A 26,236-nucleotide genomic window follows, 5' to 3' on the forward strand; every position below is an offset into this window, starting at 1 on the left:
CGGTATGAAGTGCATGGGCACAATCCGGAAGAAGTTGCGTACGGTAGCGCTGAGCGCTGCCGCCGCGATTGTGCTGGGGATGTCGACGATGGCGCCAGCTATCGGGCAGGTCTCCGGTTATGGCGACAAGCAGTCGGGCCCTGCGAATGAAAAAGCGCGGATTCTCGACAAGGTCGGAATTCAGCAGCATTTGAATCAGCAGCTGCCGCTGAACCTGTCATTCACGGACGACGCAGGGAAGCAGGTGCAGCTCGCGGATTACTTCGGGAAAAAGCCGGCGATTCTCGCGCTCGTCTATTACCAGTGCCCGATGCTGTGCAGTGAAGAGCTGAACGGCCTGGTGAGCGCACTGCTCATGGTGGACGAGGTTCCCGGCCGGGACTTCAACATTGTGGTGGTAAGCATCGATCCCAGCGAGGGTACTGATCTGGCGGCGGCCAAGAAGCGCAGCTACGTGAAGCGCTACGGAAAGCCGCAGACAGCCGATGGGTGGCACTTTCTGACGGGAACGCAGCCGAACATCGACGCTCTGACGAAAGCTGTTGGCTTCGGGTACGTGAAGATTCCCGGGCCGGATGGGAAGCTGACGCAGTTTGCGCATGCCAGCGCCATTCAGCTGGTAACTCCCGAAGGCAAGCTGGCGCAGTATTACATGGGCGTGGAGTATTCGCCGAAGGATCTTCGGCTGGGACTGGTGGAGACCTCGCACGGGAAGATTGGCTCGCCGGTAGACAACATTCTGACCTACTGCTATCACTACGACCCGGGTTCGAACAAGCATTCGCTCATTGTGGCGCGGGTGGTGCAACTGGGCGGGCTGGTAACGATGGTTTCGCTGGGCGGTTTTATGTTCCTCATGTTCCGCCGCGATCACCGGCTCGAACAGGCGAACGACAAGCAGGGCACAGGAACAGGCACAGGCAAAAAGGTGAACGGATAACGGAATGGATCACATCAGCCAAGTACTCTGGCAATTCCTCGTCAAATGGATGACGAACTTCGCGCTGTTTCCGCCGGAGGCGTCGAAGATTGCGCCGCAGATGGACGCGCTGTACTTCTTCATGGTCCTGGTCAGCCTGGTGGGGCTCACGATAGTGATCCTGCTGCTGGTCAGCTTCTCGATCCTGTACAGCAAGAAGCGTCACCCGGTCGCCGTGCAGATCGAAGGCTCGACGCTGCTTGAGGCGACTTGGACGATCATTCCGCTCGGCTTGTTTCTGATCATGTTTGTATGGGGCGCACTGATCTATTTCCGCATCTACACGCCCCCGGCGAACGCCATGAATATCTATGTGGTGGGCAAGCAGTGGATGTGGAAGGCAGAGCATCCGGGCGGCCAGCACGAGATCAACTCCCTGCATGTTCCCACGGGGCGTGCGGTTCAGTTGACGCTGATTTCGCAGGATGTGTTTCATAGCTTCTCCATCCCGGCATTTCGCGTAAAGCGCGAAGCGATTCCGGGGCGCTACACCAATGTGTGGTTTGAGGCCACGACGCCTGGCACATATCACCTGTTCTGTACGCAGTATTGCGGCACCAACCACTCGGCCATGATTGGTGACATTGTGGTGCTCACGCCGGACGACTACAAGAAGTGGCTGTCGGAATCGACCAGCGGCATGAGCCTGGCGCAGAACGGCGAGCGGCTGTTTGCCAGCCTCAGCTGCAATGCCTGCCACAATGGGCAGGCGGGCGCCCGCGGCCCGAGTTTGGCGGGCGTGTATGGGTCGCACCTGACGCTGGCGAGCGGCGGCACACAGCTTGCGGATGAGGCGTATCTGAGAGATGCAATCCTGAATCCCTCGGATCACGTGACGCAGGGATTTGCGCCGATCATGCCAACCTACCAGGGCCAGATCAGCGAAGACGGCGTGATCTCACTGGTGGAATATATCAAATCATTGAACACGAATTACCGCGTTGAGCAGACGCTGAATACAAGCACCTTGCTGCCGGAATCCGAGGGCAAGGCAACACCGGCGGGCCAGGGAGCCGGCGGGGCGGGGACCGCAAAGCAGGCGCCTTCAAGCCAGGGAGTGGTGAAACGATGAGCACCGATACAATCATTAGACTTCCCGACCAGTCCACGGCCAGGATCCCGAAGGTCAATTTCCTGACGAAGGAGAACGGCCTGATGAGCTGGCTCCTTACGGGTGACCACAAGCGCATTGCGACGCTCTACCTGATCTCAATTACGTTCTTCTTCGCGATCGGCGGCTCGCTGGCCGGCCTTATCCGGCTGGAACTGCTGACGCCGCAAAGCGATCTGATGGCGGCGGACACCTATAACAAGGTGTTCTCAATGCACGGCATCATCATGGTGTTCCTGTTCCTGGTGCCGAGCGTGCCCGCCACACTGGGCAACTTCCTTATCCCATTGATGATTGGCGCCAAGGATCTGGCACTTCCGAAGGTCAACCTGCTGAGCTGGTATCTCTACACGATTGCAGGCGTGATGGTGCTGTACTCAATGATCACGGGCGGCGTGGATACGGGCTGGACATTTACTGTGCCGCTCTCCACGCACTACGTGAACACCAACGTGATCACGACGGGGCTGGCGATCTTCGTGGCGGGATTCAGCTCCGTATTCACGGGGCTGAACTTCATCGTCACGATTCACAAAATGCGCGCGCCCGGGATGACTTGGTTCCGGCTGCCGCTGTTTGTGTGGTCGAACTATGCGGCCAGCGTCCTGATGGTGCTGGGCACTCCGGTTCTGGCGATCACGCTGGTGCTGGTGGTTCTGGAGCGCGCGTTTGGAATAGGCGTGTTCGATCCGTCCAAGGGCGGAGACCCAATCCTGTTCCAGCATCTGTTCTGGTTCTACTCGCACCCGGCCGTGTACATCATGATTCTACCGGGCATGGGAGTTATCTCAGAGGTTGTGTCCACCTTCAGCCGCAAGCGCGTGTTTGGGTATACGGCGGTGGCGTTCAGTTCCGTGGCGATTGCCGTGTTCGCGTTCTTCGTCTGGGAACACCACATGTTCATCATGGGCGTTTCGAATTACTCCACGCTCGTGTTCAGCCTGCTGACGATGCTGGTGGCGGTGCCTTCGGCGATCAAGATTTTTAACTGGTCGTTCACGCTGTACAAGGGTTCGATCACCTTTGAGACGCCGATGCTGTATTCGTTCGGGTTCATGGGGCTGTTCACAATCGGCGGGTTGACGGGCGTGTTTTTGGCGTCGACCGGCACCGACATCCATCTGACCGAAACATACTTCATCGTGGCGCACTTCCACTTTGTGATGGTGGGCGGCATGCTGATGGCGTTCCTTTCGGGCATTCACTTCTGGTGGCCGAAGTGGACGGGACGCATGTATCCCGAAAAGATTTCGCAGCTCGCGGCACTGATTACGTTCATCGGGTTCAACTTCACGTTCTTCCCGCAATTCCTGCTGGGGACGCTGGGCATGCCGCGGCGCTATGCGGCATACCCGCCTGAGTTCCAGGTGCTGAACGTGTTCTCCACCGCGGGCGCAACCATCCTTGGTGTGGGCTACCTGCTTCCCATTCTGTATCTCACGTGGTCGCTGAAGTATGGCGAGATCGCCGGCGATAATCCCTGGCAGGCAACGGGGTTGGAGTGGCAGATTCAGTCTCCGCCTTTGACGGAAAACTTCCCTGAAATCCCCATCGTGGATCACGACGCGTACGACTATGAGTGGCTCGAGAAAAAAGAGAAAGAGGTAACCAGTGTCGGATAGCACCGTGACGGTTCATGGCGCACATACGGCGCACGAGCACCCGCCGTATCAGAAGCACCACTTTGCAAGCATGGAACAGCAGGTGGACACCACCGCCTTCGCCATGTGGCTTTTCCTGCTGACGGAAATCATGTTCTTCGGTGGGCTGTTTACCTCCTACCTGATCTTCCGGAACTGGTATTACCCAGCCTTCGTTGTTGCGTCGCACCAGCTGAACATCTTCTGGGGAACGCTGAATACGGGCGTGCTGATCACGTCGTCGTTCACCATGGCCATGGGCGTGTGGTGCGCGGAGATGCGGAAAAAGAGCGGCCTGGTGCTGTGCCTGGTGCTGACGTTTGTGCTGGGGTTGGTCTTCCTTGGAATCAAGTACATCGAGTACAGCGAGAAATTCGAGAAGCACCACGTTCCGGGATTGCACTACAGCCTGCAGTCGTTCACCAATCCTGCGTCAGACAAAGAGGTTCACGACAAGTATCCCGAAGATAAGGCGCTGGATGTCGGCATGGCGCGGCACACCGAGCTGTATTTCTCGTTGTACTTCGCCATGACGGGCATGCACGCCCTGCACATGATTATCGGTATCTGCCTGCTGGGGTACATGATCATCAGGGCTCGAGCCGATGCGTACACGACCGGCCATATCACGTTTGTAGAGAACTTTGGCCTTTACTGGCACTTTGTCGACATCATCTGGATCTTCCTGTTCCCGCTGCTGTATCTGATCAGCAGGCACCCATAAGGACGCGACCATGAGCAAACATAACGATGATATGCAGCACCATTCCGGCACCGGGCACGACCACGATCCGGGCGAGCAGGACGTGCACGACTCGATGAACCATGTTGTGCCGCCCACCGTGTACATGATTGTGGGAGCAACCCTGCTGGTGATGACCGGCCTCACGGTCTGGGCCTCGTTTTGGGACATGGGGGCGTTCAACCCGGTTGTGGCGCTGGCCATTGCCTGCTTCAAGGCGTCCCTCGTGGTGCTGTTCTTCATGCACGTGAAGTACAGTTCGAAGCTCACTAAGCTAACGGTGTTCTCAGGGCTGTTCACCTTCCTGGTGCTGATTGCTCTGACGCTGGCGGACTACACGACGCGCGCGTGGGGACGGTGGTAGGGGAACGGAACGACAGACACAGTTACAGAGTTGAGGCCGCCGGATGGCGGCCTTTCTGTTTGTGTTGATTTAAGGGTGGAGATGGGCGGCGGCGAGGCGTATGCTCAGGGTGTTTGCGGCGCAGGTGCATATGCATAGAGGCCGGAGAGGGTTGCTGATAGTCGCGCTGGGCGCTGCGGGACTGCTGGGTGCCGGCCCTGCGATGCTGAATGAGCCGATGGTCTACGCACAGGGTGCGTCGGCGCTGCCGGCTCTGCGCAGCTTTGCCGGGACGTGGAACCTGATGTTCGAAGAGAAGCACTTTGCCACCATGATTCTCAAAGAACAGGACGGGCGGCTGACAGGCAGCCTCACCAATGAGTCGCTGGGGATGAATGAGGAGGGGCGAATCACGCGGGCTGATGCGCGGACAGGCACATCGCCGGTGGTGCGCACTGTCTTGGAGGGACAGGTACTGCACATCGTGGAAAAGGACGGGGCGGACGAGATCGAATGGGCAATGACGCTGAAATCCGAGACCAGGGCGACGCTTAAGATTGAGGGCGCGGGTGCGCCGGCCAATGCGCAGCCAATCGAGCTGGAACGAGTGTGGTCAGAGCCTCCGGTTCAACCCTGACGTCTCTATCAGCCGACAGGGAAGAGAACGGTCCAGTGCGCGTCGGATCCCTGGCGAGCGACGGATGCGGACCAGGCCGCGAATCTCGCGGAGCCGATGATGTGTGCGGACAGGCCTTCGAGGAGTGACTGCCAGCCGCGCATCGACTCGTCAAGGACAACTACATTCCCCGGGACGCTCACAGCAACGCAGGCGACGGGATGGGTGACAACATCACGCTGGAACGCGGCCACTCGCGTCACCTCGGTCCAGTGCATGGTGACGGCGCCCCTGGAGCCGTCAGTGAACTGAGCTGTCCGTCGCACGCTCGTGGCGTCGGTCTGGATTTCTGCGTGTTGCAGCGCGATCCGACGCTGCGCAGTTTCTGATTGAGCCGCTGGAGTCTCCATTCCGCTGCAGCATATCATCCGCGTGGATGAACTGGCGCAGGGGAGTGCTCAACAAGAGACTTTCATTGCGTGATACCCTACGCGCCAAGATTTTCAATGGGCAAAACCGCGCTCGAAACTTGATCCCAGTCAGCGCCACGCAGACAGACAATGAAAGAAGAGTACTTTGCAGGATCAACTGCCACGGGGACGTCCATGCTTCAGGAGGCGGCCTCCGTGGCGATCTTTTCAACGACGCCGATGTTTCCGACAAGATCCGAGCTGAACCCATGGCGTTCGCGCAGATAATCCGGGGCGTTCCAGGAAACCCAGACTTGGGCCTTCGAGTCTTCTGCAACCAGGAGCTTGAGTGGAAGATCGAGGGCAGTACTGGGTGCGGAGAGCATCAGAGGGGTTCCTGCTGCCGGATTGCCGAAGATGATGAGCTTCGTGTCGGGCATCTGCAGGCCCGCTTTCAACGCTTCGCCGCTGTGATCGACGATGGCGAAAACCGTCACCTTTTTGGCTTCAAGAGTCGTCCGGATCCGGGCGACGGTTTCATTGACGCTGTGCTTGCTGGGACGGCTCTGGATGCCGTTTCTAAAGATTGGTTCCACGGGATCCTCCCTCGGGACGTAACGATGGGATGTACGGTTAGGCGCGAGGATGCTGGGAGTTTCTGATTGAACCGGTGCGAAGGCATACCCGCGGATCTAGAGCGTTTGACCGAACATCCCCGCGTGGCGGTACGCAGGGCCGGGGCGCCGCGACGGGATGGCCGTTGCGTTGTCTACTGGATGCAGCGGTCTATGCGCATCGAAGATAACGCCGCTCTGGATGTTGCGATTGCGGCGGGGAATCAGCTGGGTCTGCCGGTGGTGGTGTTCTTTTCTGTCATCCCCAACTATCCGCATGCCAACCTGCGCCACTATCACTTCATGGCGCAAGGACTGCGCGATGTGGCTTCGGAGGCCGCTGAGCGCGGCGTCGGGTTTGTGCTGCGGCGGCATCCGGATGGCTCTCTGGAGCGGTTTCTGGAGGAAGTGAACGCCGCCATGCTGGTGGGCGATGAGAACCCCTGCCGGGAGCCGGAGCGGTGGCGCCGGGTACTGGCGAAAAAGCTCAGGATTCCATATTGGACGGTGGACGCAGACGTGGTGGTGCCCTCCCGGGTTTTCGGAAGGACCTACTTCCTGCTGCATCATTTCCGGCCTCACCTGAAACGCGAGCTGCCAAAATTCCTTGTAAAGCCCGAGAACCTGAAGCCAGAGCGGGTCTGGGCGCCGGAGAAGCGCATCGAGAGCTATCCGGAGGCCGAAGACATTACTCTGGGGTTCACTAAGCTGGACCGTTCAGTAGGGCCGGTAGACACGTTCACCGGCGGCGCCCGGGCGGCCCGATTGCGGCTCGCTGAGTTCGCAGATCGTGAACTGGCGCGCTATGAGGACAAGCGCAACCGGCCTGAGGTAAAGGGCACCAGCCGGCTTTCGCCTTATCTGCATTTCGGAAATATTGCGCCGGTCAGGATCGCTCTGGAGGTCAACCGGGCAGTGGAACAAGGCAAAGCTCGGGCAAGCGCGTCGGAGAGCTATCTGAATGAGTTAATTGGGTGGCGGGAGCTGAGTGTACTGTTTGTGCGGCACAACGAGCGCTACGATTCCTGGGAGTGCGCCGACCCTTGGGCGCGTCGCACGCTGGAGGAGCATGCGGGCGATCTGCGGCCGCGAAGGTATTCCCTTTCCGAACTCGAACAGGGGCATACCTACGACGAGCTGTGGAACGCGGCACAGATGGAAATGGTTCGAGACGGCTGGATGCACAACTACATGCGTATGTACTGGGCCAAAAAGATTTTGGAGTGGGCGCCAAATCCCGCAACCGCGTTTGACTGGGCAGTGGTTCTGAACGACAAGTACGAGCTGGATGGACGGGACCCGAATGGATACGCCGGGATAGCCTGGGCTATCGTGGGGAAGCACGATCGCCCCTGGTTCGATCGACCAATCTTCGGAACGGTCCGTTACATGTCGGGGGCGTCGACGGGGAGAAAGTTCGATTCGGAGAAGTATGTGAGGCAGAACGAAGCCCTGTTCCCGCTGTAGCACCGTCACGCCGGCCAACTTTGTGAGCAGGCTCACAGATGTAGCGGGCATCACAGGCGGGCTCCGTTTCGCTGTCCTAAAATGGGCCAACTTTCCGGGTTTCAAATTCACGCACCGCAGAGGGCGCTAATCTTTCGAGCGCCTCAACCTCAATGCCCAGACCGGCGGCGGGGCGGTGGCGACCCGGCATGCAAGGACCCATGGGCGCTCAAAGACTGAATTCTTCCGCGGCGAGGGGGGAATGCCGACCCCAGACACCCGTCTGCAATCGCAAGCATGCGGCATTGCTGGTGGTGTCCTGGGCCGCGGTCCTCGGGTGGTGCTGCGTAGCCCCGGGACAGCAGAGTGCTGCGCCAAATCGGGGTGCGAACTCGGTTCCACCCCGGGTCGCCGCCGCCCGGCGGTTTCTGGCCATGCACACCATTCCTCGCCGGCGGATGACTGGGGTGGCCGCCCCGGCACAACCGCAGGTAGCCGACTCATCCGCGACCTGGGAAGCGCTGGGGCCGGCGACGGTGGCCACTCCAAGCTTTGGACAGGTGACAGGGCGCGTGTCCTCGCTGGCGCTTGATCCGGCTGACAGCACCGGGAACACCCTGTATGTGGGAACCACCGGAGGTGGGGTCTGGTTGAGCACGAACGCGGCCACCGCTCAGGCCACCGATGTAAAGTTCATGCCGCTGACTGATCGGCCCTCGGTCTTGGCGACAGCCATCGACGCCTCGATCAGCATCGGAGCCCTGACGGTGCAGCCTGGGGGCACCGGAGTGGTGCTGGCGGGCACCGGTGACCCGAACGATGCGCTCGATTCATATTATGGAGCCGGGCTTCTCCGGTCTGACGATTCGGGTAAGACTTGGAAGCTGATCAGCGGCACGTCCGACCAGATGGATGGGCTTTCGACGGTTGACCATGGCTTTCGCGGAGAGGGGTTTGCGGGGTTTTCGTGGAGCACCTTGGATCCGCAGGTGGTTGTGGCTGCGGTTTCCCAATCGTTCGAGGGCTCTTTGGTGCACGCCGGGCTGCCGAACTACAGCTACTTGGGACTGTACTACTCAAAGGATGCCGGGCAGCACTGGCATCTGGCCACCATTACGGATGGCGGTGGGCTCGATGTGCAGGGCCCGGTAGACGCGTTTGCCGGTATTGAGGGCAATGCGGCCACGGCCGTAGTCTGGAATCGCTTCCGAAAGCTGTTCATAGCATCGGTGCGCTTTCACGGGTATTACCAGTCGGCTGATGGGGTGACCTGGACCCGATTGGCATTTCAGCCGGGCAGTCGGCTCACTTCCGCGCTGTGTCCGACCAATTCTGGCTCGATTGGCTCTCCCGCGTGCCCAATCTTTCGCGGCGCGCTGGCGGTAAATCCTGAAACCGGCGATACGTTTGCGTGGACGGTCGATGAGAACAACCAGGATCAGGGGTTATGGCGAGATGCCTGCGCCGCCAGCGGCGATTCGTGCGCGAATACAACGATTGCCTTCGCTAACCAGGTGAGCACGTCTTCCTTGCAGAGCGCCACGACCCAAGGCGTGCACACGGTTCCGAATGGCGACTATGACCTGGCTTTGGCCGCGCTCCCTTCCGACACGGACACCGTGCTGCTGGCGGGCGCTAACGATTTATGGAAGTGCAGCCTTCGGGACGGATGCACGTGGCGCAATGTGACCAATTCGACGAAATGTATGAGCGCGCACGTGGGCGAGTATCAGCATGCGATCGAGTGGAACACGGCAAATCCACTGGAGGTGATGATTGGAAACGACAGCGGCCTCTGGCGATCGGAAGACGGCATCAGCGAGACAGGGCCGGCGTGCTCGTCGAGCGACGCCGATCATTTCCAGAATCTGAATGGGGCTATTGGCTCGCTGGCCGAAGTGGAAACCATGTCCCAGGTGGTGGCGTCGCCATACACGCTTATGGCTGGTCTGGGCGCGAACGGAACGGCAGGCGTGAAGAGCACGAGTGCACCGGTGGCTCAGTGGCCGCAGATTCTGAGCGGTGAAGGCGGCCCGGTGGCGATCGACGGCGCGGCTCCCGACAGGTGGTATGTGAACAACGGCGCGGGGGTCTCAATTCATTTGTGTTCGAGTGCCGACGCATGCACGCAGGCGAGCTTTGGAGACGTGTCGGTGGTGTCGAATGCGGACGTTGGCAGCGACGGTCTCACCATGACCCAACCGGCTCCGTTCCTGGTAGATCCTTTGGATCACGATCAGTTGATTGTGGCCACATGCCGATTGTGGCGGGGTTCGGTCGGTGGCGGCGGATGGACCTCGGCGAATGCGATCACATCGATGCTGGGCAGCGGAACCAGCGGGAGTTATTGCTCGGGCAACGCCCTGATACGATCCGTGGCGGCTATGGCGCTTGCCGGGGGCGGAGAGGTGGTGTACGCGGGGACGTTCGGAAGCCAGGACGGCGGAGCGAACCTGGGTGGCCACTTGCTGAAAGCCACAATGAATTCTGGCGGCACGTGGTCGGATTGGACAGAGCTGACCTTTAGCCCTGTGCTCAACGACAGCACCGTATTCAACGCGTACAGCCTGGATATCTCGAACATCACGGTCGACCCGCACGACACGAGCGGAAAAACGGTCTACGTGACGATCACTGGCTTTGCGAATCCGCTCCCCATTCGAACAATTTACCGATCTGCCGACGCAGGAGCGCACTGGCAGAACATCACGTCGAATCACCCTTATGCGCCCGCCAATGCACTGGTGGTGGATCCAGTGGACGCAAACACGGTTTACGTGGCGAGCGATGTCGGCGTGTACGCCACTCAGACTGCCTCTACATGCGGCGACGACGGCGTGAAATGCTGGTTTGCCTATGGAACCGGGCTGCCGCTGTCGCCGGTGATCACGCTGAGCGCCTCCCCTGCGGCTGCGAAGCCAAACGTGCTGGTGGCGGGAACGTATGGGCGGGGCATCTGGCAGGTTCCTCTGCTGACGGCGGGGCAGCAGATGACCACTGCGACCGTATCGCCGGCCTCGCTGGCGTTTGCAGATCAAGGACAGGGAACCACCAGCGATGCCAAAACGATTACGTTGACTAACACCCTGCCGATCGCCCTGACGCCCGCGCTGGTCACGGTGACGGGGGACTTTGCCAAGATAAACAACTGCGAAGGATTAAGCATCGATGTGGACGCCAGTTGCACGATCCAGGTGACGTTCTCGCCCACGCGGATGGGAAGCCGGACGGGCCAGCTTACGATCCGCGGGAATCTGAGCGGGGGTGACATAACAATCGGGCTGAGCGGTACAGGAGTGGCGGCGCCTGAGGTGAACCTGCAGCCGGCAACTCTCGATTTTGGCGACGTGGAAACGGGCGCCACTTCCGAGGACAGGCAGGTTACCGCTGAAAACGCGGGCGGTGCCGAGGTTTCGATCAGCAGCGTGACAGTTACGGGACCTTTCGTGATTGCCACAAACGGCTGCGCGGCCCAGCTTGCCGCGCATGCGGATTGCCAGATCGTAGTGAATTTCAAGCCCGCTGAAACCGGCGCGGCAAGCGGTGCCCTCACAATGGTGGACGCGGCGGGCACGCAGACGGTGACGCTTTCGGGGACGGGTACGGCGCCGCCGGGGGATGGGTTGAGTCCGGAGTCGCTGAGTTTTCCTGCCACCATCAAAGGCGTGAAGTCGACCGCACAAACCGTGACTTTGACTAATAGCGGGGGGAATCCGCTCACGGGGATTGCGGTGACGGTGAGCGCGCCTTTTCTCCAGACAAATAACTGCTCGACGCAACTGGTGGCTAACGCGTCGTGCTCGATTGATGTGGTTTATCTGCCGACGGCCACCGGCGCGCAGACGGGAACCCTGACCGTAACAGATATTCTGCACACCCAGACGGTGGCGCTTTCAGGCACCGGCCTGCTGCCGCCGACAATCTCCGTGAGTCCGGTGAGCCTTACGTTTGACGCTCAGCCGGTGGACGTGACGAGCGCTCCCCTGACCCTGACAGTCAGCAACACGGGCGGAGCTGCGATGAGCGATGTCGGGTTTCAGCTCTCGGGGCCGTCGGCGGCGAACTTCGCCCGCGGGACGACGACCTGCGGGGCCACGCTGGACAAGAGCAAAAGCTGCACGGTGCAGGTGACCTTCAAACCCACCGCGAGCGGCACTGCGGTGGCAACGCTCACCGTTACTTCTTCGACCGCCCAGGTGCAGCCGGCGAACGTGCCGCTCAGCGGAAATGGGCAATCTGCCGCGGGATTGAGAGCGCAGCCCTCGCAATTGATCTTTGGTGCGACCGCATTGGGACAGAGGAGCGACGCGCAAACGGTGACGGTGACGAACACCGGGCAGACGAGTGCGGAGGGGCTGACAGTGACAGCGGCGGGGCCGTTCAGCCTCACGCAGAACCAGTGCGGAGGGACGCTGGCGGGCGGGGCAAGCTGCACAACGAAGGTCCTCTTCACGCCCAGGGAGACCGGCATTCTGACCGGCGCACTGGCTGTCGCGTCGACGTCCGTGCTTACGCCGGCTACGGTGGCCTTGAGCGGTACGGGCGGATTGACGGGCGGATTGTACGCACAACCCGCTCAGGTGAGTTTCCCCACTGCCGGTGTAGGGACGACAAGCAGTGCCATTACCGTAACCCTGACGAATACCAGCCCTTCGGTGGCGTTGAGCCAATTCGCGCTGACCACTTCGTCGAGCTTCCGAATTGCGAGCACCACGTGTGTGGCGTCCCTTGCAGCGAATGCACAGTGCACGGCGAACGTTGTGTTCACACCTGCAGTGGCGGGATCGATTCTGGGGACGTTGTCGATTACGGCGACTGAACTACCGGCCAGCTTGGTGGTTCCACTTTCTGGGACGGGATATGACTTCACGTCGACCATGTCGGGGTCTCCGAGCCAGACGGTGAGCAGTGGGCAGACGGCGAGCTACACGCTTGCCGTGGAGTCGCGGGTTGGATCGGGGAGCACGTTCACGTTCCAGTGTGGCGCGCTTCCGCAGTACGCAGCGTGCGCTTTCAATCCATCCAGCCTCTCGATTGCTGCGAACGTGCCGGGGCAGGTTGTAGTGCAGGTTACAACGTCCCAAAACTCGGCTGAGTTGGAGTGGCCGGCGTGGCGCAGAGCCGTGGTGCCGGTGTCGTTTGGGTTTGGATTGTTGCTGGTCCCGCTGGCGTGGCGAAGACGGCGTGGGCTATGGCTCGCGATGTTGCTTGCCCTGTGCGTGGGGGCAGTCGCCAGTTGTGCGGGCGCTGGCGGCGGCGGTGGAAGCACGCCCCCTCCGCCGACCAAGCATAACGTGGCGCCGGGCAGCTACACGATCCCTGTGACGATCACTTCGAACGGCGTGCAGCATGCGGTGAATCTCACGCTGGTGGTGGACTAGATAGAGCGGAGCCGGCGAAGTCAGCGCTGTCAGCGGAGAAGAGCAGGCCTCCCGCTATACTGAGCTTCAAGCGGAGCGTACGAATGGCGGATCAAGTTACAGTTCAGGATGTGGAGCGGGTTGCGGAGCTGGCCAACCTGGAACTGGCGCCGGAAGAGAAGCCTGGCATGGTCAGGGATCTGAACGCCATCCTGGACTATGTGGCGGAACTCAGCCAGCTTGATACGACTGGCGTTGCGCCCTTGTCGCAGGTGACGGAACTGGAGGGCGCGGGCGGAGCAGGGGAGTTGCGCGTGGATGTTCTGCGCGCCTCATTGAACCGCGGCGAAGTAATGGCGCAGGCCCCGGAGACGGATGGAACGTTCTTCAAGGTGCCGAAGGTGATTGAGAGATAGAGGCAAGCAGTTGGGAACAACAAGGAGCAGGTGCCGGGTCAGCCGATGAAGACTGCTGAAACATTTGCGGAAAAGCCGAAGACGCTGGCTGAAATGCGTTGCGGAATTGAGTCCGGCGCGACCAGGGCTGCCGATCTGGCCGCGGCCTATTACCACCGCATTGCGGCGGTCAATCCGCAGCTAAACGTGTACTTGAGCCTGTCGAAAGAGCGCGCGATGGAGCAGGCTGCCCGCGTGGATGCGATGGCGGCGAAGGGCGACCCGCTGCCGGTGTTGGCAGGCGTGCCGGTGGGCATCAAGGATGTGCTGACAATGCGCGGAATTCCGGCGACCGCGGGGTCGAAAATTCTGCGGGGATATGAGCCGCCGTACGACTGCACGGCGGTGGCGCGCCTCGAAGAGGCTGGGGCGGTTCTGCTGGGGAAGCTGAACTGCGATGAGTTTGCGATGGGATCGTCGAACGAGAACTCGGCGTACGGCCCCGTGCGGAATCCAGTGGATCCGGAGCGGGTTCCGGGTGGGTCGAGCGGCGGCTCGGCGGCGGCTGTGGCGGCGAACATGGCAGTGGCCACGCTCGGCACGGATACCGGCGGGTCCATCCGGCAGCCGGCGAGTTTTTGCGGCGTGGTTGGTGTGCTTCCCACATGGGGACGCGTGTCGCGGTACGGGCTGATTGCTTTCGGGTCGTCGCTGGATCGTATTGGCCCTTTTGCGGCAAATGTACGCGACGCTGCCACGCTGCTGGGCGTGATCGCGGGGCACGATCTGATGGACGCCACGAGCTCGCCGCAGCCGGTGCCGGATTATGCGGCGGAGAGTGACATTGGCGCCGAGGGCCTGCGCATCGGTGTGCCGGCGGAATATTTTGCCGAGGGGCTGGATGCGGACGTGCGCGCGCAGATCGAGAAGGGAATCGATTCGCTGAAGGCGGCCGGATGCAGCATCAAGCCGATCTCGCTGCCGCATACGAAGTATGCGATTCCGACTTATTACCTGATCGCCACGGCGGAGGCCAGCGCGAACCTGGCGCGGTTTGATGGTGTGCGCTATGGGCACCGCTCGAATACAGCGGAGACGCTGAGCGCGATGTACCGGAGTTCGCGCGACGAGGGATTTGGCGCCGAAGTAAAGCGGCGCATTCTGCTCGGCACCTATGCGCTGTCAGCGGGCTATTACGACGCGTATTACGGCAAAGCGCAGCAGGTGCGGCGATTGCTGGCGGAGGAGTTTCTGCGCGCGTTTGCCGAGGTAGATGCGATTGTGACGCCGACTTCGCCGATGCCGCCATTCAGGCTCGGCGAGAAGACCGGCGATCCGCTGTCGATGTATCTGGCCGATATCTACACGGTGACGGCAAGCCTGGCAGGAATCTGCGGAGTTTCAGTTCCGTGCGGGACGACTTCAGGCGGGAGCGGGCCGAAGGGACTGCCGGTCGGGATGCAGGTGCTCTCAAGTCATTTGCAGGAGTCCACGGCGTTCAGGGTGGCGCGAGCGGTGGAGGCAGCCGGGCTGTAAGACTTGCGGTGATCAGATTGTCTGGTGTCGGTGATCAAAGAAGCTTTGAAGCAGTAACTGCGGTGCAGATCGTCTTTCCCCGTGAGTGAGGTCGAGAAGGGTATGACTCGCGATGCGCGTGGTCCCGGTTTTCTGTCTCATGATTGGTGCGCTGGCCGCATCCCTCTTAACCATCTCTGTTGCCGATGCTGCACCCAGGAAGGTCCACATGGTAGGTCTGGGGGCGGTGAAGAAGGTGCCGTACTCCAAGGTTGGTGACCCCGCGGGGGCGATGGCAGGAGAGGACTCCTTGAAGATCCGGCCGCTGGTGGTGGATGGCGATGTAAAAGAGTGGACCACCGGCGAGGCCCATGAGGTGACGGCGCGCAGTTTTGTGGTGCGGCGGGCAATTCGTCTTAATGATGAATTGCCCGGGGAGAAGGCGGCGCAAAACCGCTGGGTTTGGCAGCGTGGGCCGTGGCTGCTGGTTGACCGGACCACAGGGCATGTGCTGGCCCTGAAGCTGCCTGACTACGATCCCGGCGTGAGCCACGTGAGCTGGTTTCGCGATTACGGCGCATACTGCGGGTTGACTTCCACCGGAAAAAATCTCTATGCGGTGGTCGCCCAACTGGCGGCCCGCAAGCCGGTGCTGAGCAGGAAACTGGAAGGATTCGAAGGGGCGGGAGGGCCGGTTTGTGACGAGCCGGAGTGGCAGCGGGATCCGCTCCGGGTGACGTTTCGTCCTGCGGGAAAGGACGCCGTGAGCTTCGAGATTGTGGCGGGATCGGCGGTGCTGGTCGAGGATTCGGCGGACGAGGCGGAGGCCCAGGCGGGCAAGAAGAATCAAGCTCAATGATGAGCAAAGACGCGAAAGTCGCAGGTTTGGCTTGCGCCGTCTTCTTGACACGCCCTAGGCTCCGCGTATCTTATCTTGACAGGCATCCTTCTGGGGATTCGTCCGGCAAAACGTGAGTGAAAGCCGCAGTTTTCCGGATGCGGAGTTCCTCCAGAGGGGAGCTGTGTCGAACAGGAAGCCGTCGGTGGCGGGGTATGGATTAGGATGCGTAATTGGCGTCTGCTCACCCCTCTTGCCGCGTCTCGACCCGTAACGCGGGTGAGAATCATTCCCGGAGACAAATTTCAAGGGAGCACCGGGCTTTAGCCTTGGTCTGCTTCAGCCTGAGCGAAAGCCTGGCGGTAAAGGATGAGTGTGGCAACACAGTTGGCGGCAACCAGTTTGGCAATCTTCGCGGCTGCGCCCGCGGGCGGCGGCGGCTTGATTACCATGCTGCCGATTCTGCTGATTCTCCCGGTGATGTATTTTCTGATGATCCGGCCGCAGCAAAAGAAGCAGAAACAGTGGCAGGAGATGCTGTCGGGCATCAAGTCCGGGGACCGCATCACGACATCGGGCGGCATTCGCGGCACCATCCTTTCCATCAAGGATGACGCGGTGATCATTAAGGTGGCGCCGGACGGCATCAAGATGGAAGTTGCCAAAAGCTCGATTGCTTCAGTAACGACGCAGGAAGCGGGCTAGTAACAAAGCCCGGGGATTCTGCGGACTGCAGTGAAAGTATCGGGCGCTGTCGGCGCTCCAACCTCGATTACACAAGAGAATTGGAACCATGAAGAAGAATCTCAAAGGCAGGCTAGGGCTGATCATTGCGGTGCTGCTGATCTGCCTGTATGGCATTTTCGGCATTCCCAAAGGGGTCAGCGGCAAGGCGATCACCGACGCTCTTACGAACCGCATTCATTTGGGTCTTGATCTCAAGGGCGGCGCGCACCTGATCCTGCAGGTGCAGGTGAAAGAAGCGGTGAACGCGGAGACCGACAACCTGGTGGCGCGCGTGCAGCAGGACCTGCGCAAGGCAAATCTGGTGTTCAACCGCGTGTCCAAGCCTGATCCGAACCAGCCCTCGACGGTGGTGATCGAGGGCACGGCGCCCACGGCTTCGAGCACTGTGCGATCCACGCTCGAAAGCAAGTACGGCACCGAGTATGACGTGAGCAGCGCTAACGGCACATGGACGTTGAAAATGAAGCCGAATGTGCAGCAGGAGCTGGAACGGCGTACGGTTGCGCAGGCCATCGAGACGATCCGCGACCGAGTGGACTCACTCGGCGTGAGCGAACCGGTGATCCAGGAGTACAACCTGGGCGCGAACCAGATTCTGGTTGAACTGCCGGGCATCTCCGATCTGGACCGGGTGAAGAGCATCATCCAGTCGACAGCGCGGCTCGAGATTCACCCCGTGGTCGGATCGTCTCCCTTCCCCAGCGAGCAGGCCGCACTGCAGAGCGTGGGTGGAGCGTTGCCGCCGGAGGACGTGATTGTTCCCTCGTCGAGCAGGATCGGCGGCCAGGGCGGCGACGAGTTCTACGTGCTGCAGCGCATGGCGGTGGTGGCCGGCAGTGACTTCCGCTCGGCGGATCCCTCGGTAAATCCTGACACGGGCCAGCGCATGGTGCGCTTCACGCTCACCAATGACGCCGGCGAGAAGTTCTACGACTACACGAAGGCCAATGTCGGCAACTACATGGCTGTAGTCATGGGCGGCACGGTGCGTGAAGTGGCCAGCATCAAGAGCCCGATCCACGACCAGGGCGACATCGAGGGCAGCTTCAATGAGGACGAAGTGGCGGCTCTGTCGAAGCTGCTTCGGACGGGCGCGCTCCCCGCGTCCCTCAACGAAATCGAGACCCGCACAGTGGGTGCCTCGCTGGGCGCCGACTCCATCAAGGAAGGCGTGACCGCCGCGATTGTGGGAATGCTGGTGGTCATGGGCTTTATGCTCGTCTACTACAAGGGCTCCGGCATCAATGCCGACCTGGCGCTGATTCTGAACCTGCTGATCCTCCTGGGATTCATGGGTTGGGTGGGGGCAACGCTGACGCTGCCCGGCATCGCCGGCGTGATCCTCACCATCGGTATGGGCGTGGACTCGAACGTGCTCATCTTTGAACGCATCCGCGAAGAGATTCGGGCGGGTAAAGCAGCCTCGGCGGCAGTGGAGCAGGGCTTTGGGCACGCCTGGATCACGATTGTGGACACGCACGTAACCACCATCGTTTCGGCGGCGATTCTGTTCCTGTTCGGCACCGGACCGGTGAAGGGCTTTGCCACCACGCTGACGTTCGGTCTGCTGGCGAACCTGTTTACGGCTGTGTTTGTGTCGCGCACCATCTTTGACGCGCACCTGAACAAGATGAAGGCCGGCGAGATGGTGTCGATTTAAGTGCAAGGATCAGGAATTGGGGAGTGGGGAATAGGAAAACCCACTCCGGTACCGAGATTTGATGAGCAGGAACTAAGGAAGCGGGTTGGGTGAGAGAAGCGATGTTCTACTCCCTGTTCGCTACTCCCTATTCCTGCCTTTCCAGGAAGGGTAGATTCAAGTGGAATTTTTTCATGGCGTAAATATCGACTGGCTGGGCAAGAAGTGGTACTTCCTCGCGTTCAGCCTCGTCTTCAGCGTGGCCGGCATTGCGAAGATGGGCTATAACTGGGTGCACACGGTGGACGGCCTGCACAGCCCTGTACCGCTCGGCGTGGACTTCCGCGGCGGCACCGAGGTGCAGGTGCAGTTCCAGAATCATCCTGACATCGGCGCAATCCGTCAGGCAGTGGATGCGGCGGGGATCCGCGATGCTAAGATCCAGCCCTTCGGCGGCGAAGCCGGCCGCAATGAAGTTCTGATCAGCCTGCCCGAGCAGAAGAACGAGAACTCGCTGGATGCGGGCCGAGAGGCAATCGTCGGCGCGCTCCAGGCCCACTACAACAATCCGTTCGACGCCAAGAATGGCGTAAAGGTCGACGTCGTGGGTCCCACTGTAGGCCACCAACTGGTGCGGCAGGCCTTGCTGGCCACGCTTTACTCGCTCCTCGGCATGCTGGTTTACCTGTGGTTCCGCTTTCAGCTTATCTACGGTGTGGCGGCCGTGGTGGCATGCTTCCACGACACGCTGATCACCGTAGGCTTTTTCGCTCTGACGGGTCAGGAGATCAGCTTGACGGTCATCGCGGCCATCCTGACGCTGGTCGGCTACTCCATGAACGACACCATCGTGGTCTTCGACCGTATTCGGGAGAATTTGCGGTTGAGCCGTCGCGAAACGCTGCCCGAGGTAGTGAACCGCAGCATTAATCAGACGTTGAGCCGGACAGTCCTGACCTCGGGATTGACATTTCTGACGGTGCTGTCCTTGTATATTTTTGGCGGGCAGGTATTAAGAGGTTTCTCATTCGCCCTGGTAGTTGGTATTCTCATCGGAACTTATTCGTCCATCGCAATTGCCGCGCCTATGCTGGTGGCCTGGCAGGAGTCGCGGGCGAGCCAGGGCAAGGCAGTAGTTCTTCCGGCAGCAAAGCGGGCCCGCACCTAGGGCCCGCAGTCGTTTTGAGAGTTGTTTCTCCCGCGGTTTTTTGCACCACAGAGCGTGCTTCTGATATAGCTGGAACGCACTGGTTTGAGGCAGTCTGGGCGCCGGGAACATTAGCCGTCTCCTCGGTGTCTAAATAAGTGGAAACCAACACCCGAATTCGAGGCTGGCCATGTTTGAAGATTCCACATTTGAATCCGGCGGCAGGATCAAGAGCAAGAGCAGGTACTGGATGGTCGCGACGTTTGCGATCAACGGCTCGATTCTCGTGCTTCTGATCCTGATTCCGCTGATCTACCCCGAGGCGCTGCCGAAGGCGATGATGACGACGCTGCTGGTGGCTCCGCCACCTCCGCCGCCCCCGCCCCCGCCGCCGCCGCCGGCCGCACCGGTGCACGTTGTCCATGTGCAGTCGGAGATGATGAACAACCAACTCGTCGCCCCCACCAAGATTCCCAAGAACATCAAGAACGTGGCGGAAAAAGAAGCGCCGCCGTCGAGCTTTGGTGTCGCCGGAATGGAAGGTCTGGGCGGAGCAGCCGGTGGTGTGATTGGCGGTCTGTTCTCCGGTACCCCGGCTCCCAAAGTAAAGGCCGAGGCCCCCAAGAAGGTCAACATCTCGGCTGGTGTGGCCCAGGGCATGATTCTTCAGAAGACGCAGCCGGTTTACCCGCCGATCGCCAAGGCGGCGCGCGTTTCCGGTACGGTGGTTCTGCAGGCGACTATTTCCAAGAGTGGGACGATTGAGAACCTGCGTGTCATCAGCGGTCCGGCAATGTTGCAGCAGTCGGCTATGGACGCGGTGCGGACTTGGCGGTATCGTCCGTACTTGCTGAATAATGAGCCCGTCGAGGTCGAAACCACAATCAATGTGATCTTCAGCCTCGGTGGATGAGAACTCCGCGGCCCTTTTACCCATCTAACGTAAAAGGGCCGCACGTTTTTGGCCTGAATGCGGTTCTATCCGACCGTATTCCTCACATCAGCATTTCCGGAACAGTTGAGGGTGTAGCGGGTGCTTTTAGGGCGTCAGTCCTGCACCTCTTCAGGGTCTCCTAATCTCAACGTGCTCTGAATGCCGTCGCAACGTAGTTCAGCCGCAGTACACAAGCAAACTCCTTAGGAGGAACGATTCAAGTGATTCTCGCTCAGCTCGCACATTTTGCTTCGCATACGGTCAGCTCCAGCCTGGCAATTTTCCAGGAAGAAGGCGGCACAGTCAGCTTCAGCCCCATCGGGCTGTGGAACCACATGGCCTGGATGGCCCGGTCGGTGGCGATCGTTCTCTTTATTGAGTCGATTTGGTCGCTGGCGGTGATGATCGACCGCTACCTGTATTTCTCTGCCGCCCGCAAGCAGTCGCGTGAATTCGCGCCCAAGGTTGCCGGTGCGCTGAAGGACAGCAAGCTTGAAGAGGCGATCAAGATCGCCGATCGTAACAAGAAGTCGCACCTGGCAGAAGTTGTGACGGCCGGCCTGCAGGAGTTCCGCGTTTCTCAGGGCATGGCTACTGAAGAGACAATCGAGAGCTCGCAGCGCGCCCTGGAACGTGCCGAAGCGATTGTGCACGCGAAGCTGAAGAGGGGCCTCTCGGTTCTGGCCACCATCGGTTCGACAGCTCCGTTTGTCGGACTGTTCGGCACGGTCGTCGGCATTCTGCACGCGTTCGACGCCATCGCCACCCAGAAGACTTCGGGCATCGGCGCGGTTGCCGGCGGTATTTCGGAAGCCCTGGTCACCACGGCTTTCGGTCTGCTCGTCGCCATCCCCGCGGTTATGGCCTTCAACTACTTCACCGGCCGTGTCGAATCGTTTGACGTGGAGATGGACAACTCCTCGAGCGAACTGATCGACTACTTCATCAAGCAGAGCCATAAGCGGTAACGAACGGCCGTCAGCTTGAGCGGGGATCCTTTCTGAAGGGTGGGAGGGTGCGACCTTCCCACCCGCGAGTTTGGCCCTGGCAGCCTGATGCCCCGGTAAGCCGGATCACCTCCGGAAGAAAATCTTGAGTACGGAGCCAGACTATGGCAATCGCAGTTAGGAATGAAGGATCCAAGGTCAACTCCAACATCAACGTGACGCCGATGGTGGACGTGATGCTGGTGCTGTTGATCATCTTCATGGTCATCACCCCGATGCTCCAGAACAAAGTCCAGGTCGACATGGCGAAGGTGGACAACCCCACCGCAATGCCGGATGCCGACAAGGAAGACGCTATCGTAGTTGCAATTACACGGGACGGCGGCGTGTTTCTGGGCCAGGACAAGGTTGCGGTGTCGGAGCTTGGCTCCCGCGTGCGCGACAAACTGGCTGACAAGCCCGGGAAGACGATCTATGTCCGTGCTGATGCCCGAGCCCAATTCCGCGCTGTCGAGGATGCAATCGACGCGGTGCGGACAGCGGGTGTGGAAGAAGTGGGTCTGCTGACGCAGAAGCGCGAAGCCGCAGGAGCCGCGGCCGGGGGCGAATGAGCCCGACCGGCCTACAAACGAGATTGAGCAACCGAGGAGTTTGAAGCCATGGCAATGACAAGCGGAGGTGGTGGCGCTGGCGCGATGGGCGACATCAATGTCACTCCGATGATCGACATTCTGCTGGTGCTGCTGATCATCTTCATGGTGATTGTGCCGGTTACGCCGAAGGGCCTGGACGCACTGGTGCCGCAGCCCCCGAAGAACCCGCAGCAAACCCAGCCGAACGACCGCACTATCGTCGTCCAGGTACTGGGCAAGGGCGGAGCCAATCTAAACTACAAAATCAACGAGACCGACGTAACCAAGCACGACCTGTTGGCGAAGCTCTCGGAGATCTACGCGAACCGCGCGGAGAAGGTCATGTTCGTCAAGGGTGACGATGATGTGAATTTCGCTGCGATTGCGGAGGTCATTGACATCGCGCACTCGGCCAGCGTGGATCACATCGGGATCATGACGCCCAAGATCATGCAGGGCCAGTAAGGTACGGCGGTGTGCGGCAGTCCCCTAACCGGGAGAAGGGAGTGTGCGCCATGACGATGGACAATGCTGACATGCGGTCGATGCAATCGGAAATCAACGTAACCCCGATGATTGATGTGTTGCTGGTGTTGTTGATCATTTTCATGGTGATCGTTCCCCTCGCTCCGCGGGGCGAATCGGCTTCAGTGCCGCAGCCGGCAACACAAGGCACACCGCAGTTGGAGAGCACGGTTGTGCTGGAAATTCTGAAGAGCGGTCAGAACGCCGCCATCTTCAGAATCAACCAGCAGGAAATCCAGTTAAGGGACCTGCGCGCCAAGCTGGCGGAAATTTACGCCAACCGCGCGCAGCGTGTGCTTTTCATCAAGGCTGACGATCAACTGAGCTTCAGTGAAGTTGCTGAAGCGATGGACATCAGCCATGCGGCCGGCATCGAACGTGTTGGGTTGATGACGCCCAAGGCTATGCAAGGGCTGTAGGATCGTTGGGAAAGTGTTCCGCGGTCTTGCAGCACGGCGTGCACGAAGTGGGCGTCAACAGGAGTACAATTCATTTTCACCCTGGTTTTGGATGTTGCTGCACCTCCCCGGAATACCGGCGGCAGGCTCAGGCTGCGGGAGTGGGCGGTTGCAAGCGTGAACGAGTTCCAGGCGCGCAAGGTAGAGGCACGACCTGAAGGAGAAGGATAGAGACATGAATCAACCCGCACGACTTATTGCTCTCGCGGTTACCTTGGGCGGCATGGTGATTTCCATGAGCGGGTGCAACCGTCTTGCCGCTCGCGACCAGCTGAACAAGGGCGTGGAGTCCTACAAGGCTGCTCGCTACGAAGAGGCAATCGGCCACTTTCAGAAGGCGACAGAACTTGATCCCAGTCTTCCAATGGCGAAGAGCTACCTGGCGACCGCCCTCGCGCAGAACGTGGTGCCTGGACTGGACACTCCCGACAACCTGAAGACCGCTCAGCAGGCCATCAGCATGTTTCAGGAAGTGCTGGCCAAGGACCCCAACGATGTCAACAGCTTGAAGCAGATCGCGGCCATTTACTTCAGCGTCAAGAAGCTTGACGACGCAGAGCAGTGGCAGAAGAAGGTTCTGGCGGTGGACCCGAAGGATCCTGAGGCTGCGTACACAATCGGCGTGATCGACTGGACCAAGGCGCACGAAAACACTTTGAAGCTGCTGGTTCCAGCAGGCGTGAATGACGACGGCGAAGGCAACGTGAAAGCGCCGAAGAAAGTCCTGGAGCAGATCAAGCAGGTGAACGAGCCGCTGGTGACCGAAGGCCTGCAATACCTGAACCAGGCAGTCGCAAACCGTCCTAACTACGACGATGCGATGGCGTATCTGAACCTGACCTATCGCCGCAAGGCGGACGTGGACTATCAGGATGCGAACGCCGTGAAGGATGACGTCGCCAAAGCCAAGGAGTGGAGTGCCAAGGCCATGGGCACCCGCAAGGCCAACGAAGAAGCCAAGGAAAAGAAGAACGCTGGCGGCATCGTCATGGATTCAGGCGGCAACATGAAGTAAGACGCGCCACAATTCGCTTCACCAATGGCCCCCGCTTCGGCGGGGGTCGTTGTGTTTGTGGACAGTGCTTTTACGGTGTGCGATCCCAAGGGCGAAGGTGGGAGTTGGACGCGATATCTGAGAAACGTGTCAAAGTAACCACGCGTTCTGCCGTCCTGCTTTTAGATCTGAAAAACCACGGCCCGCCGGCCTCAAACCGGCGGGCCGTTTCTTTCATTCCGTCCAAGGTTGCGGGTTCCCCGTCCCTGGCTCTGCCAGGGCGGGATTGAAGTCAACTTCGGCACGAACCCTGGCGCACCGCCAATGCCCAGCTAAGGCTGACTCGCTAACTCGCTCCTTCGGCCAACTCGCTAAGAGACGATATTTGAATTTGATTTTGAAGGTAGTAGGGCGGGATTGGCGGCTTGACCGGTGTTTCGCAGGGGAACGAGAGCAGGCGGCGGGAGGAGGGCTGGGTGGGGAGCCGGGATCCCCATCCAGGCCGCAATAACCGACACGCGGCAAGGATGGGGCACCCGGGTTTGGTGGAGGAACGATGTGGATAACCGATCGTCCTCGATCCGCTATTGCACGATATAGAAGACGGTGGAGAGGTGAAGGAGATTGAACTGGTTGTCAAGGTCAAGGACGGTGACGACGTGGGCTCCGGGGGTGAGCGAGTAGTACTGGTTGACATCGGCCCCGGGGTACCAGCCGAGCTTCTCGCCGTTATCCCAGACCTGCACCTGGCTGATGGGAACCGACTCACTTGCATGGGCTACGACGTTGACGGTGGTCATGCCGAGGTTCTGGTTGGCGGTGGGTGAGATGATCTGCACGCCATCTGCCAGCGCCTCGACGGTATAGGTGACGGTGGATTGGTGAAGGGGCTGGTAGCTTGCGTCGAAATCGGCGACGACGGTGGTGTGCTTGCCGGGCGCGAGGTTGTAAATGGTGTCGACCTGCGCGCCGTAGACGCCGAGCTTGGAACCGTTGTCCCAGACCTGGACCTGGCTGACGGGCTGGCTTTCATCGGCGTTGGCGATGAGGTGGACGGCACCGGTGATGGTGGCTCCGCTGCCGGGGGTGGAGATGAGCACGCTGTCTGAGGGAGTGGCGTCAGTGCTGGTGGTGGTGAAGAAGTCGGCCATGGGGGCGGCGTTCTGGGCGGCGCCGGGGCAGGTGGACAGGCCCATGGCGACGCAGACGGTTTTGAGCACACTCTCATTGTGATAAAGGGTGGCTGACTGGTAGCCCTGCTTCACGCGGGGGCCGATGACGAGAGTGGCGGTGCGGCCGCCGCAGCCGTTTGCGTCGGTAGCGGAGCAGCGGTTGTCGGTGTAGAGGGTGCCTTCGTCCCAGACGATGAAAAGGATGCCGTCGCCGCCAGCCTGGAATTCAGGGCGGGCAAGGATGGCGGGGACGTTGGCCTGGAGCCACTGATCAGCGCCGGCTAGGGTGCCGTTGTGGGCGTCTTCGTCGGAGTCGGGGGTGATGTAGGCGTAATTGACCGCGGTGTTGTCGGCCCAGTCAGCGGCCATCTGCGCATAGGGGACGGAGTTGATGGCCTGGCCGGTGCCGGGGCACACGTCGCTGAAGTCAATGAGCGGGTTGTGGCGGCGGTAGTAGAGCAGGCCGGGGCCGTAAAGGCCCTGGAACCCGGCGTAAGGCAGGTTCTGCTGGTAGGAGCGCCAGGTGTAGCCGGCGTTGAGCAACTCGCGGACGATGTTGTCCTGGGTGTGGTGGCAGGAGATGGTGTCGTTGTTCGGCTCGATGGGAGCGCCTGCCACGAGCCACATGAGGGCGGGAAGGGAGCTGTGCTGGTTGGCGTAAAACTGGGTGGCAAGCCCGTACTTCTGGGCGAGCTGGTTGTAGTACGGCATCTGGGTGTTGCCGATGACGTCCTCGTAACTGTGATTTTCTTCGGTGATCATCCAGACGTGCGAGGAACGTGGGACGCTCTGGGCGGTTGCGAGTCCGGCGAATCCGGCGAGCAGAGACACGACGAGATAGGAGACTTTCGAAGGCATTGGGGGAGGCCATCCTGTAAGGTTTTAGCTTGCTATGTATAACTCTTTAGACATGGTATACCCCATAATGATAACGGATGAATCAACAGTTAGTGAACCAGGGGTAATGCGGTAAAGGGCGGGGCTACCTCCGTGAGACAGAATCCCTCCCGCCCTAACAAGTCAGGACGGGCA

General features: G+C 60.2%; 23 protein-coding genes. 20 read left to right on the forward strand and 3 right to left on the reverse strand.

Annotation, left to right across the window (positions count from 1 at the left end; genetic code table 11):
- Window positions 1-4: 4 nt before the first annotated feature.
- From VGL22_RS03160 to VGL22_RS03185, 6 genes are all read left to right on the forward strand, one after another.
- Complete coding sequence (locus VGL22_RS03160; protein WP_465265427.1) at window positions 5-940, forward strand: SCO family protein; 936 nt, start codon at window positions 5-7, stop codon at window positions 938-940.
- A 4-nt stretch (window positions 941-944) separates the two neighbouring features.
- Window positions 945-2,051, forward strand: coding sequence for a cytochrome c oxidase subunit II (coxB, locus tag VGL22_RS03165; RefSeq protein ID WP_465265428.1), 1,107 nt, complete (start codon window positions 945-947; stop codon window positions 2,049-2,051).
- A complete protein-coding gene (locus tag VGL22_RS03170; RefSeq protein WP_465265429.1) occupies window positions 2,048-3,712 on the forward strand; it encodes a cytochrome c oxidase subunit I in 1,665 nt (554 codons plus the stop codon). Before coxB ends, VGL22_RS03170 begins: the two co-directional genes overlap by 4 nt.
- Entirely contained in the window at window positions 3,702-4,454 is a 753-nt protein-coding gene (locus VGL22_RS03175; protein ID WP_465265430.1) for a cytochrome c oxidase subunit 3 family protein, read from the forward strand. The genes VGL22_RS03170 and VGL22_RS03175 overlap by 11 nt, the downstream gene beginning before the upstream one ends.
- A gap of 10 nt (window positions 4,455-4,464) precedes the next feature.
- Window positions 4,465-4,836, forward strand: coding sequence for a cytochrome C oxidase subunit IV family protein (locus VGL22_RS03180; RefSeq protein ID WP_465265431.1), 372 nt, complete (start codon window positions 4,465-4,467; stop codon window positions 4,834-4,836).
- A gap of 151 nt (window positions 4,837-4,987) precedes the next feature.
- Window positions 4,988-5,452: a hypothetical protein gene (locus VGL22_RS03185; RefSeq protein ID WP_465265432.1), complete on the forward strand. Its 465-nt coding sequence runs from the start codon at window positions 4,988-4,990 to the stop codon at window positions 5,450-5,452.
- Window positions 5,453-5,460: 8 nt separating this feature from the next.
- On the opposite strand, the gene VGL22_RS03190 is transcribed toward VGL22_RS03185, so the two are convergent.
- Together VGL22_RS03190 and VGL22_RS03195 are read right to left on the reverse strand one after the other, a co-directional pair.
- Window positions 5,461-5,841 (reverse strand): hypothetical protein, encoded by a 381-nt coding sequence (locus VGL22_RS03190; protein ID WP_465265433.1) that lies wholly within the window; start codon window positions 5,839-5,841, stop codon window positions 5,461-5,463.
- A gap of 200 nt (window positions 5,842-6,041) precedes the next feature.
- On the reverse strand, window positions 6,042-6,437 hold the full coding sequence (locus VGL22_RS03195; RefSeq protein ID WP_465265434.1) for a DUF302 domain-containing protein: 396 nt from the start codon (window positions 6,435-6,437) through the stop codon (window positions 6,042-6,044).
- 180 nt (window positions 6,438-6,617) lie between these two features.
- Here VGL22_RS03195 and VGL22_RS03200 point away from each other — a divergent pair, with 180 nt between their 5' ends.
- The 14 genes from VGL22_RS03200 to VGL22_RS03265 all read left to right on the forward strand — a co-directional run bounded on the left by VGL22_RS03200 (window position 6,618) and on the right by VGL22_RS03265 (window position 24,053).
- Window positions 6,618-7,922 carry a deoxyribodipyrimidine photo-lyase gene (locus VGL22_RS03200; protein WP_465265462.1) on the forward strand — a complete coding sequence of 435 codons (1,305 nt, stop codon included), beginning with the start codon at window positions 6,618-6,620 and terminating at the stop codon, window positions 7,920-7,922.
- A 413-nt stretch (window positions 7,923-8,335) separates the two neighbouring features.
- Complete coding sequence (locus tag VGL22_RS03205; RefSeq protein WP_465265435.1) at window positions 8,336-13,282, forward strand: choice-of-anchor D domain-containing protein; 4,947 nt, start codon at window positions 8,336-8,338, stop codon at window positions 13,280-13,282.
- A gap of 83 nt (window positions 13,283-13,365) precedes the next feature.
- Entirely contained in the window at window positions 13,366-13,677 is a 312-nt protein-coding gene (gene gatC / locus VGL22_RS03210; protein ID WP_465265436.1) for an Asp-tRNA(Asn)/Glu-tRNA(Gln) amidotransferase subunit GatC, read from the forward strand.
- A 45-nt stretch (window positions 13,678-13,722) separates the two neighbouring features.
- Window positions 13,723-15,192: an Asp-tRNA(Asn)/Glu-tRNA(Gln) amidotransferase subunit GatA gene (gatA, locus tag VGL22_RS03215; RefSeq protein ID WP_465265437.1), complete on the forward strand. Its 1,470-nt coding sequence runs from the start codon at window positions 13,723-13,725 to the stop codon at window positions 15,190-15,192.
- 208 nt (window positions 15,193-15,400) lie between these two features.
- The gene (locus VGL22_RS03220) at window positions 15,401-16,030 is read left to right on the forward strand and encodes a hypothetical protein (protein WP_465265438.1); all 630 of its coding nucleotides are present in this window, start codon (window positions 15,401-15,403) and stop codon (window positions 16,028-16,030) included.
- A gap of 354 nt (window positions 16,031-16,384) precedes the next feature.
- On the forward strand, window positions 16,385-16,714 hold the full coding sequence (gene yajC, locus VGL22_RS03225) for a preprotein translocase subunit YajC (protein WP_465265439.1): 330 nt from the start codon (window positions 16,385-16,387) through the stop codon (window positions 16,712-16,714).
- Between the two features lie 88 nt (window positions 16,715-16,802).
- A complete protein-coding gene (gene secD / locus VGL22_RS03230; protein WP_465265440.1) occupies window positions 16,803-18,416 on the forward strand; it encodes a protein translocase subunit SecD in 1,614 nt (537 codons plus the stop codon).
- A 160-nt stretch (window positions 18,417-18,576) separates the two neighbouring features.
- Window positions 18,577-19,563, forward strand: a complete 987-nt coding sequence (secF, locus tag VGL22_RS03235; protein ID WP_465265441.1) for a protein translocase subunit SecF — start codon at window positions 18,577-18,579, stop codon at window positions 19,561-19,563.
- A gap of 169 nt (window positions 19,564-19,732) precedes the next feature.
- Entirely contained in the window at window positions 19,733-20,455 is a 723-nt protein-coding gene (locus VGL22_RS03240; RefSeq protein WP_465265442.1) for an energy transducer TonB, read from the forward strand.
- A gap of 242 nt (window positions 20,456-20,697) precedes the next feature.
- On the forward strand, window positions 20,698-21,444 hold the full coding sequence (locus VGL22_RS03245) for a MotA/TolQ/ExbB proton channel family protein (RefSeq protein WP_465265443.1): 747 nt from the start codon (window positions 20,698-20,700) through the stop codon (window positions 21,442-21,444).
- Window positions 21,445-21,587: 143 nt separating this feature from the next.
- Window positions 21,588-22,034: an ExbD/TolR family protein gene (locus tag VGL22_RS03250; protein WP_465265444.1), complete on the forward strand. Its 447-nt coding sequence runs from the start codon at window positions 21,588-21,590 to the stop codon at window positions 22,032-22,034.
- Window positions 22,035-22,082: 48 nt separating this feature from the next.
- The gene (locus VGL22_RS03255) at window positions 22,083-22,520 is read left to right on the forward strand and encodes an ExbD/TolR family protein (protein ID WP_465265445.1); all 438 of its coding nucleotides are present in this window, start codon (window positions 22,083-22,085) and stop codon (window positions 22,518-22,520) included.
- Window positions 22,521-22,570: 50 nt separating this feature from the next.
- The gene (locus VGL22_RS03260) at window positions 22,571-22,999 is read left to right on the forward strand and encodes an ExbD/TolR family protein (protein ID WP_465265446.1); all 429 of its coding nucleotides are present in this window, start codon (window positions 22,571-22,573) and stop codon (window positions 22,997-22,999) included.
- A 214-nt stretch (window positions 23,000-23,213) separates the two neighbouring features.
- Entirely contained in the window at window positions 23,214-24,053 is an 840-nt protein-coding gene (locus VGL22_RS03265) for a tetratricopeptide repeat protein (protein ID WP_465265447.1), read from the forward strand.
- A 563-nt stretch (window positions 24,054-24,616) separates the two neighbouring features.
- On the opposite strand, the gene VGL22_RS03270 is transcribed toward VGL22_RS03265, so the two are convergent.
- Window positions 24,617-26,062, reverse strand: coding sequence for an alkaline phosphatase family protein (locus tag VGL22_RS03270; protein WP_465265448.1), 1,446 nt, complete (start codon window positions 26,060-26,062; stop codon window positions 24,617-24,619).
- Between the last annotated feature and the right edge of the window lie 174 nt (window positions 26,063-26,236).

Origin of the sequence: Occallatibacter sp. (genome assembly GCF_036502485.1) — a bacterium.
In the GTDB taxonomy this organism is placed as follows: Bacteria; Acidobacteriota; Terriglobia; order Terriglobales; family Acidobacteriaceae; genus Telmatobacter.

Coding starts and splice junctions, on each gene's coding strand:
- VGL22_RS03160 (WP_465265427.1), top strand. CDS start 5: ATGAAGTGCATGGGCACAATCCGGAAGAAGTTGCGTACGGTAGCGCTG.
- coxB (WP_465265428.1), top strand. CDS start 945: ATGGATCACATCAGCCAAGTACTCTGGCAATTCCTCGTCAAATGGATG.
- VGL22_RS03170 (WP_465265429.1), top strand. CDS start 2,048: ATGAGCACCGATACAATCATTAGACTTCCCGACCAGTCCACGGCCAGG.
- VGL22_RS03180 (WP_465265431.1), top strand. CDS start 4,465: ATGAGCAAACATAACGATGATATGCAGCACCATTCCGGCACCGGGCAC.
- VGL22_RS03190 (WP_465265433.1), bottom strand. CDS start 5,841: ATGGAGACTCCAGCGGCTCAATCAGAAACTGCGCAGCGTCGGATCGCG.
- VGL22_RS03200 (WP_465265462.1), top strand. CDS start 6,618: ATGCAGCGGTCTATGCGCATCGAAGATAACGCCGCTCTGGATGTTGCG.
- VGL22_RS03205 (WP_465265435.1), top strand. CDS start 8,336: ATGCACACCATTCCTCGCCGGCGGATGACTGGGGTGGCCGCCCCGGCA.
- gatC (WP_465265436.1), top strand. CDS start 13,366: ATGGCGGATCAAGTTACAGTTCAGGATGTGGAGCGGGTTGCGGAGCTG.
- gatA (WP_465265437.1), top strand. CDS start 13,723: ATGAAGACTGCTGAAACATTTGCGGAAAAGCCGAAGACGCTGGCTGAA.
- VGL22_RS03220 (WP_465265438.1), top strand. CDS start 15,401: ATGGTAGGTCTGGGGGCGGTGAAGAAGGTGCCGTACTCCAAGGTTGGT.
- secD (WP_465265440.1), top strand. CDS start 16,803: ATGAAGAAGAATCTCAAAGGCAGGCTAGGGCTGATCATTGCGGTGCTG.
- VGL22_RS03240 (WP_465265442.1), top strand. CDS start 19,733: ATGTTTGAAGATTCCACATTTGAATCCGGCGGCAGGATCAAGAGCAAG.
- VGL22_RS03250 (WP_465265444.1), top strand. CDS start 21,588: ATGGCAATCGCAGTTAGGAATGAAGGATCCAAGGTCAACTCCAACATC.
- VGL22_RS03255 (WP_465265445.1), top strand. CDS start 22,083: ATGGCAATGACAAGCGGAGGTGGTGGCGCTGGCGCGATGGGCGACATC.
- VGL22_RS03260 (WP_465265446.1), top strand. CDS start 22,571: ATGACGATGGACAATGCTGACATGCGGTCGATGCAATCGGAAATCAAC.
- VGL22_RS03265 (WP_465265447.1), top strand. CDS start 23,214: ATGAATCAACCCGCACGACTTATTGCTCTCGCGGTTACCTTGGGCGGC.
- VGL22_RS03270 (WP_465265448.1), bottom strand. CDS start 26,062: ATGCCTTCGAAAGTCTCCTATCTCGTCGTGTCTCTGCTCGCCGGATTC.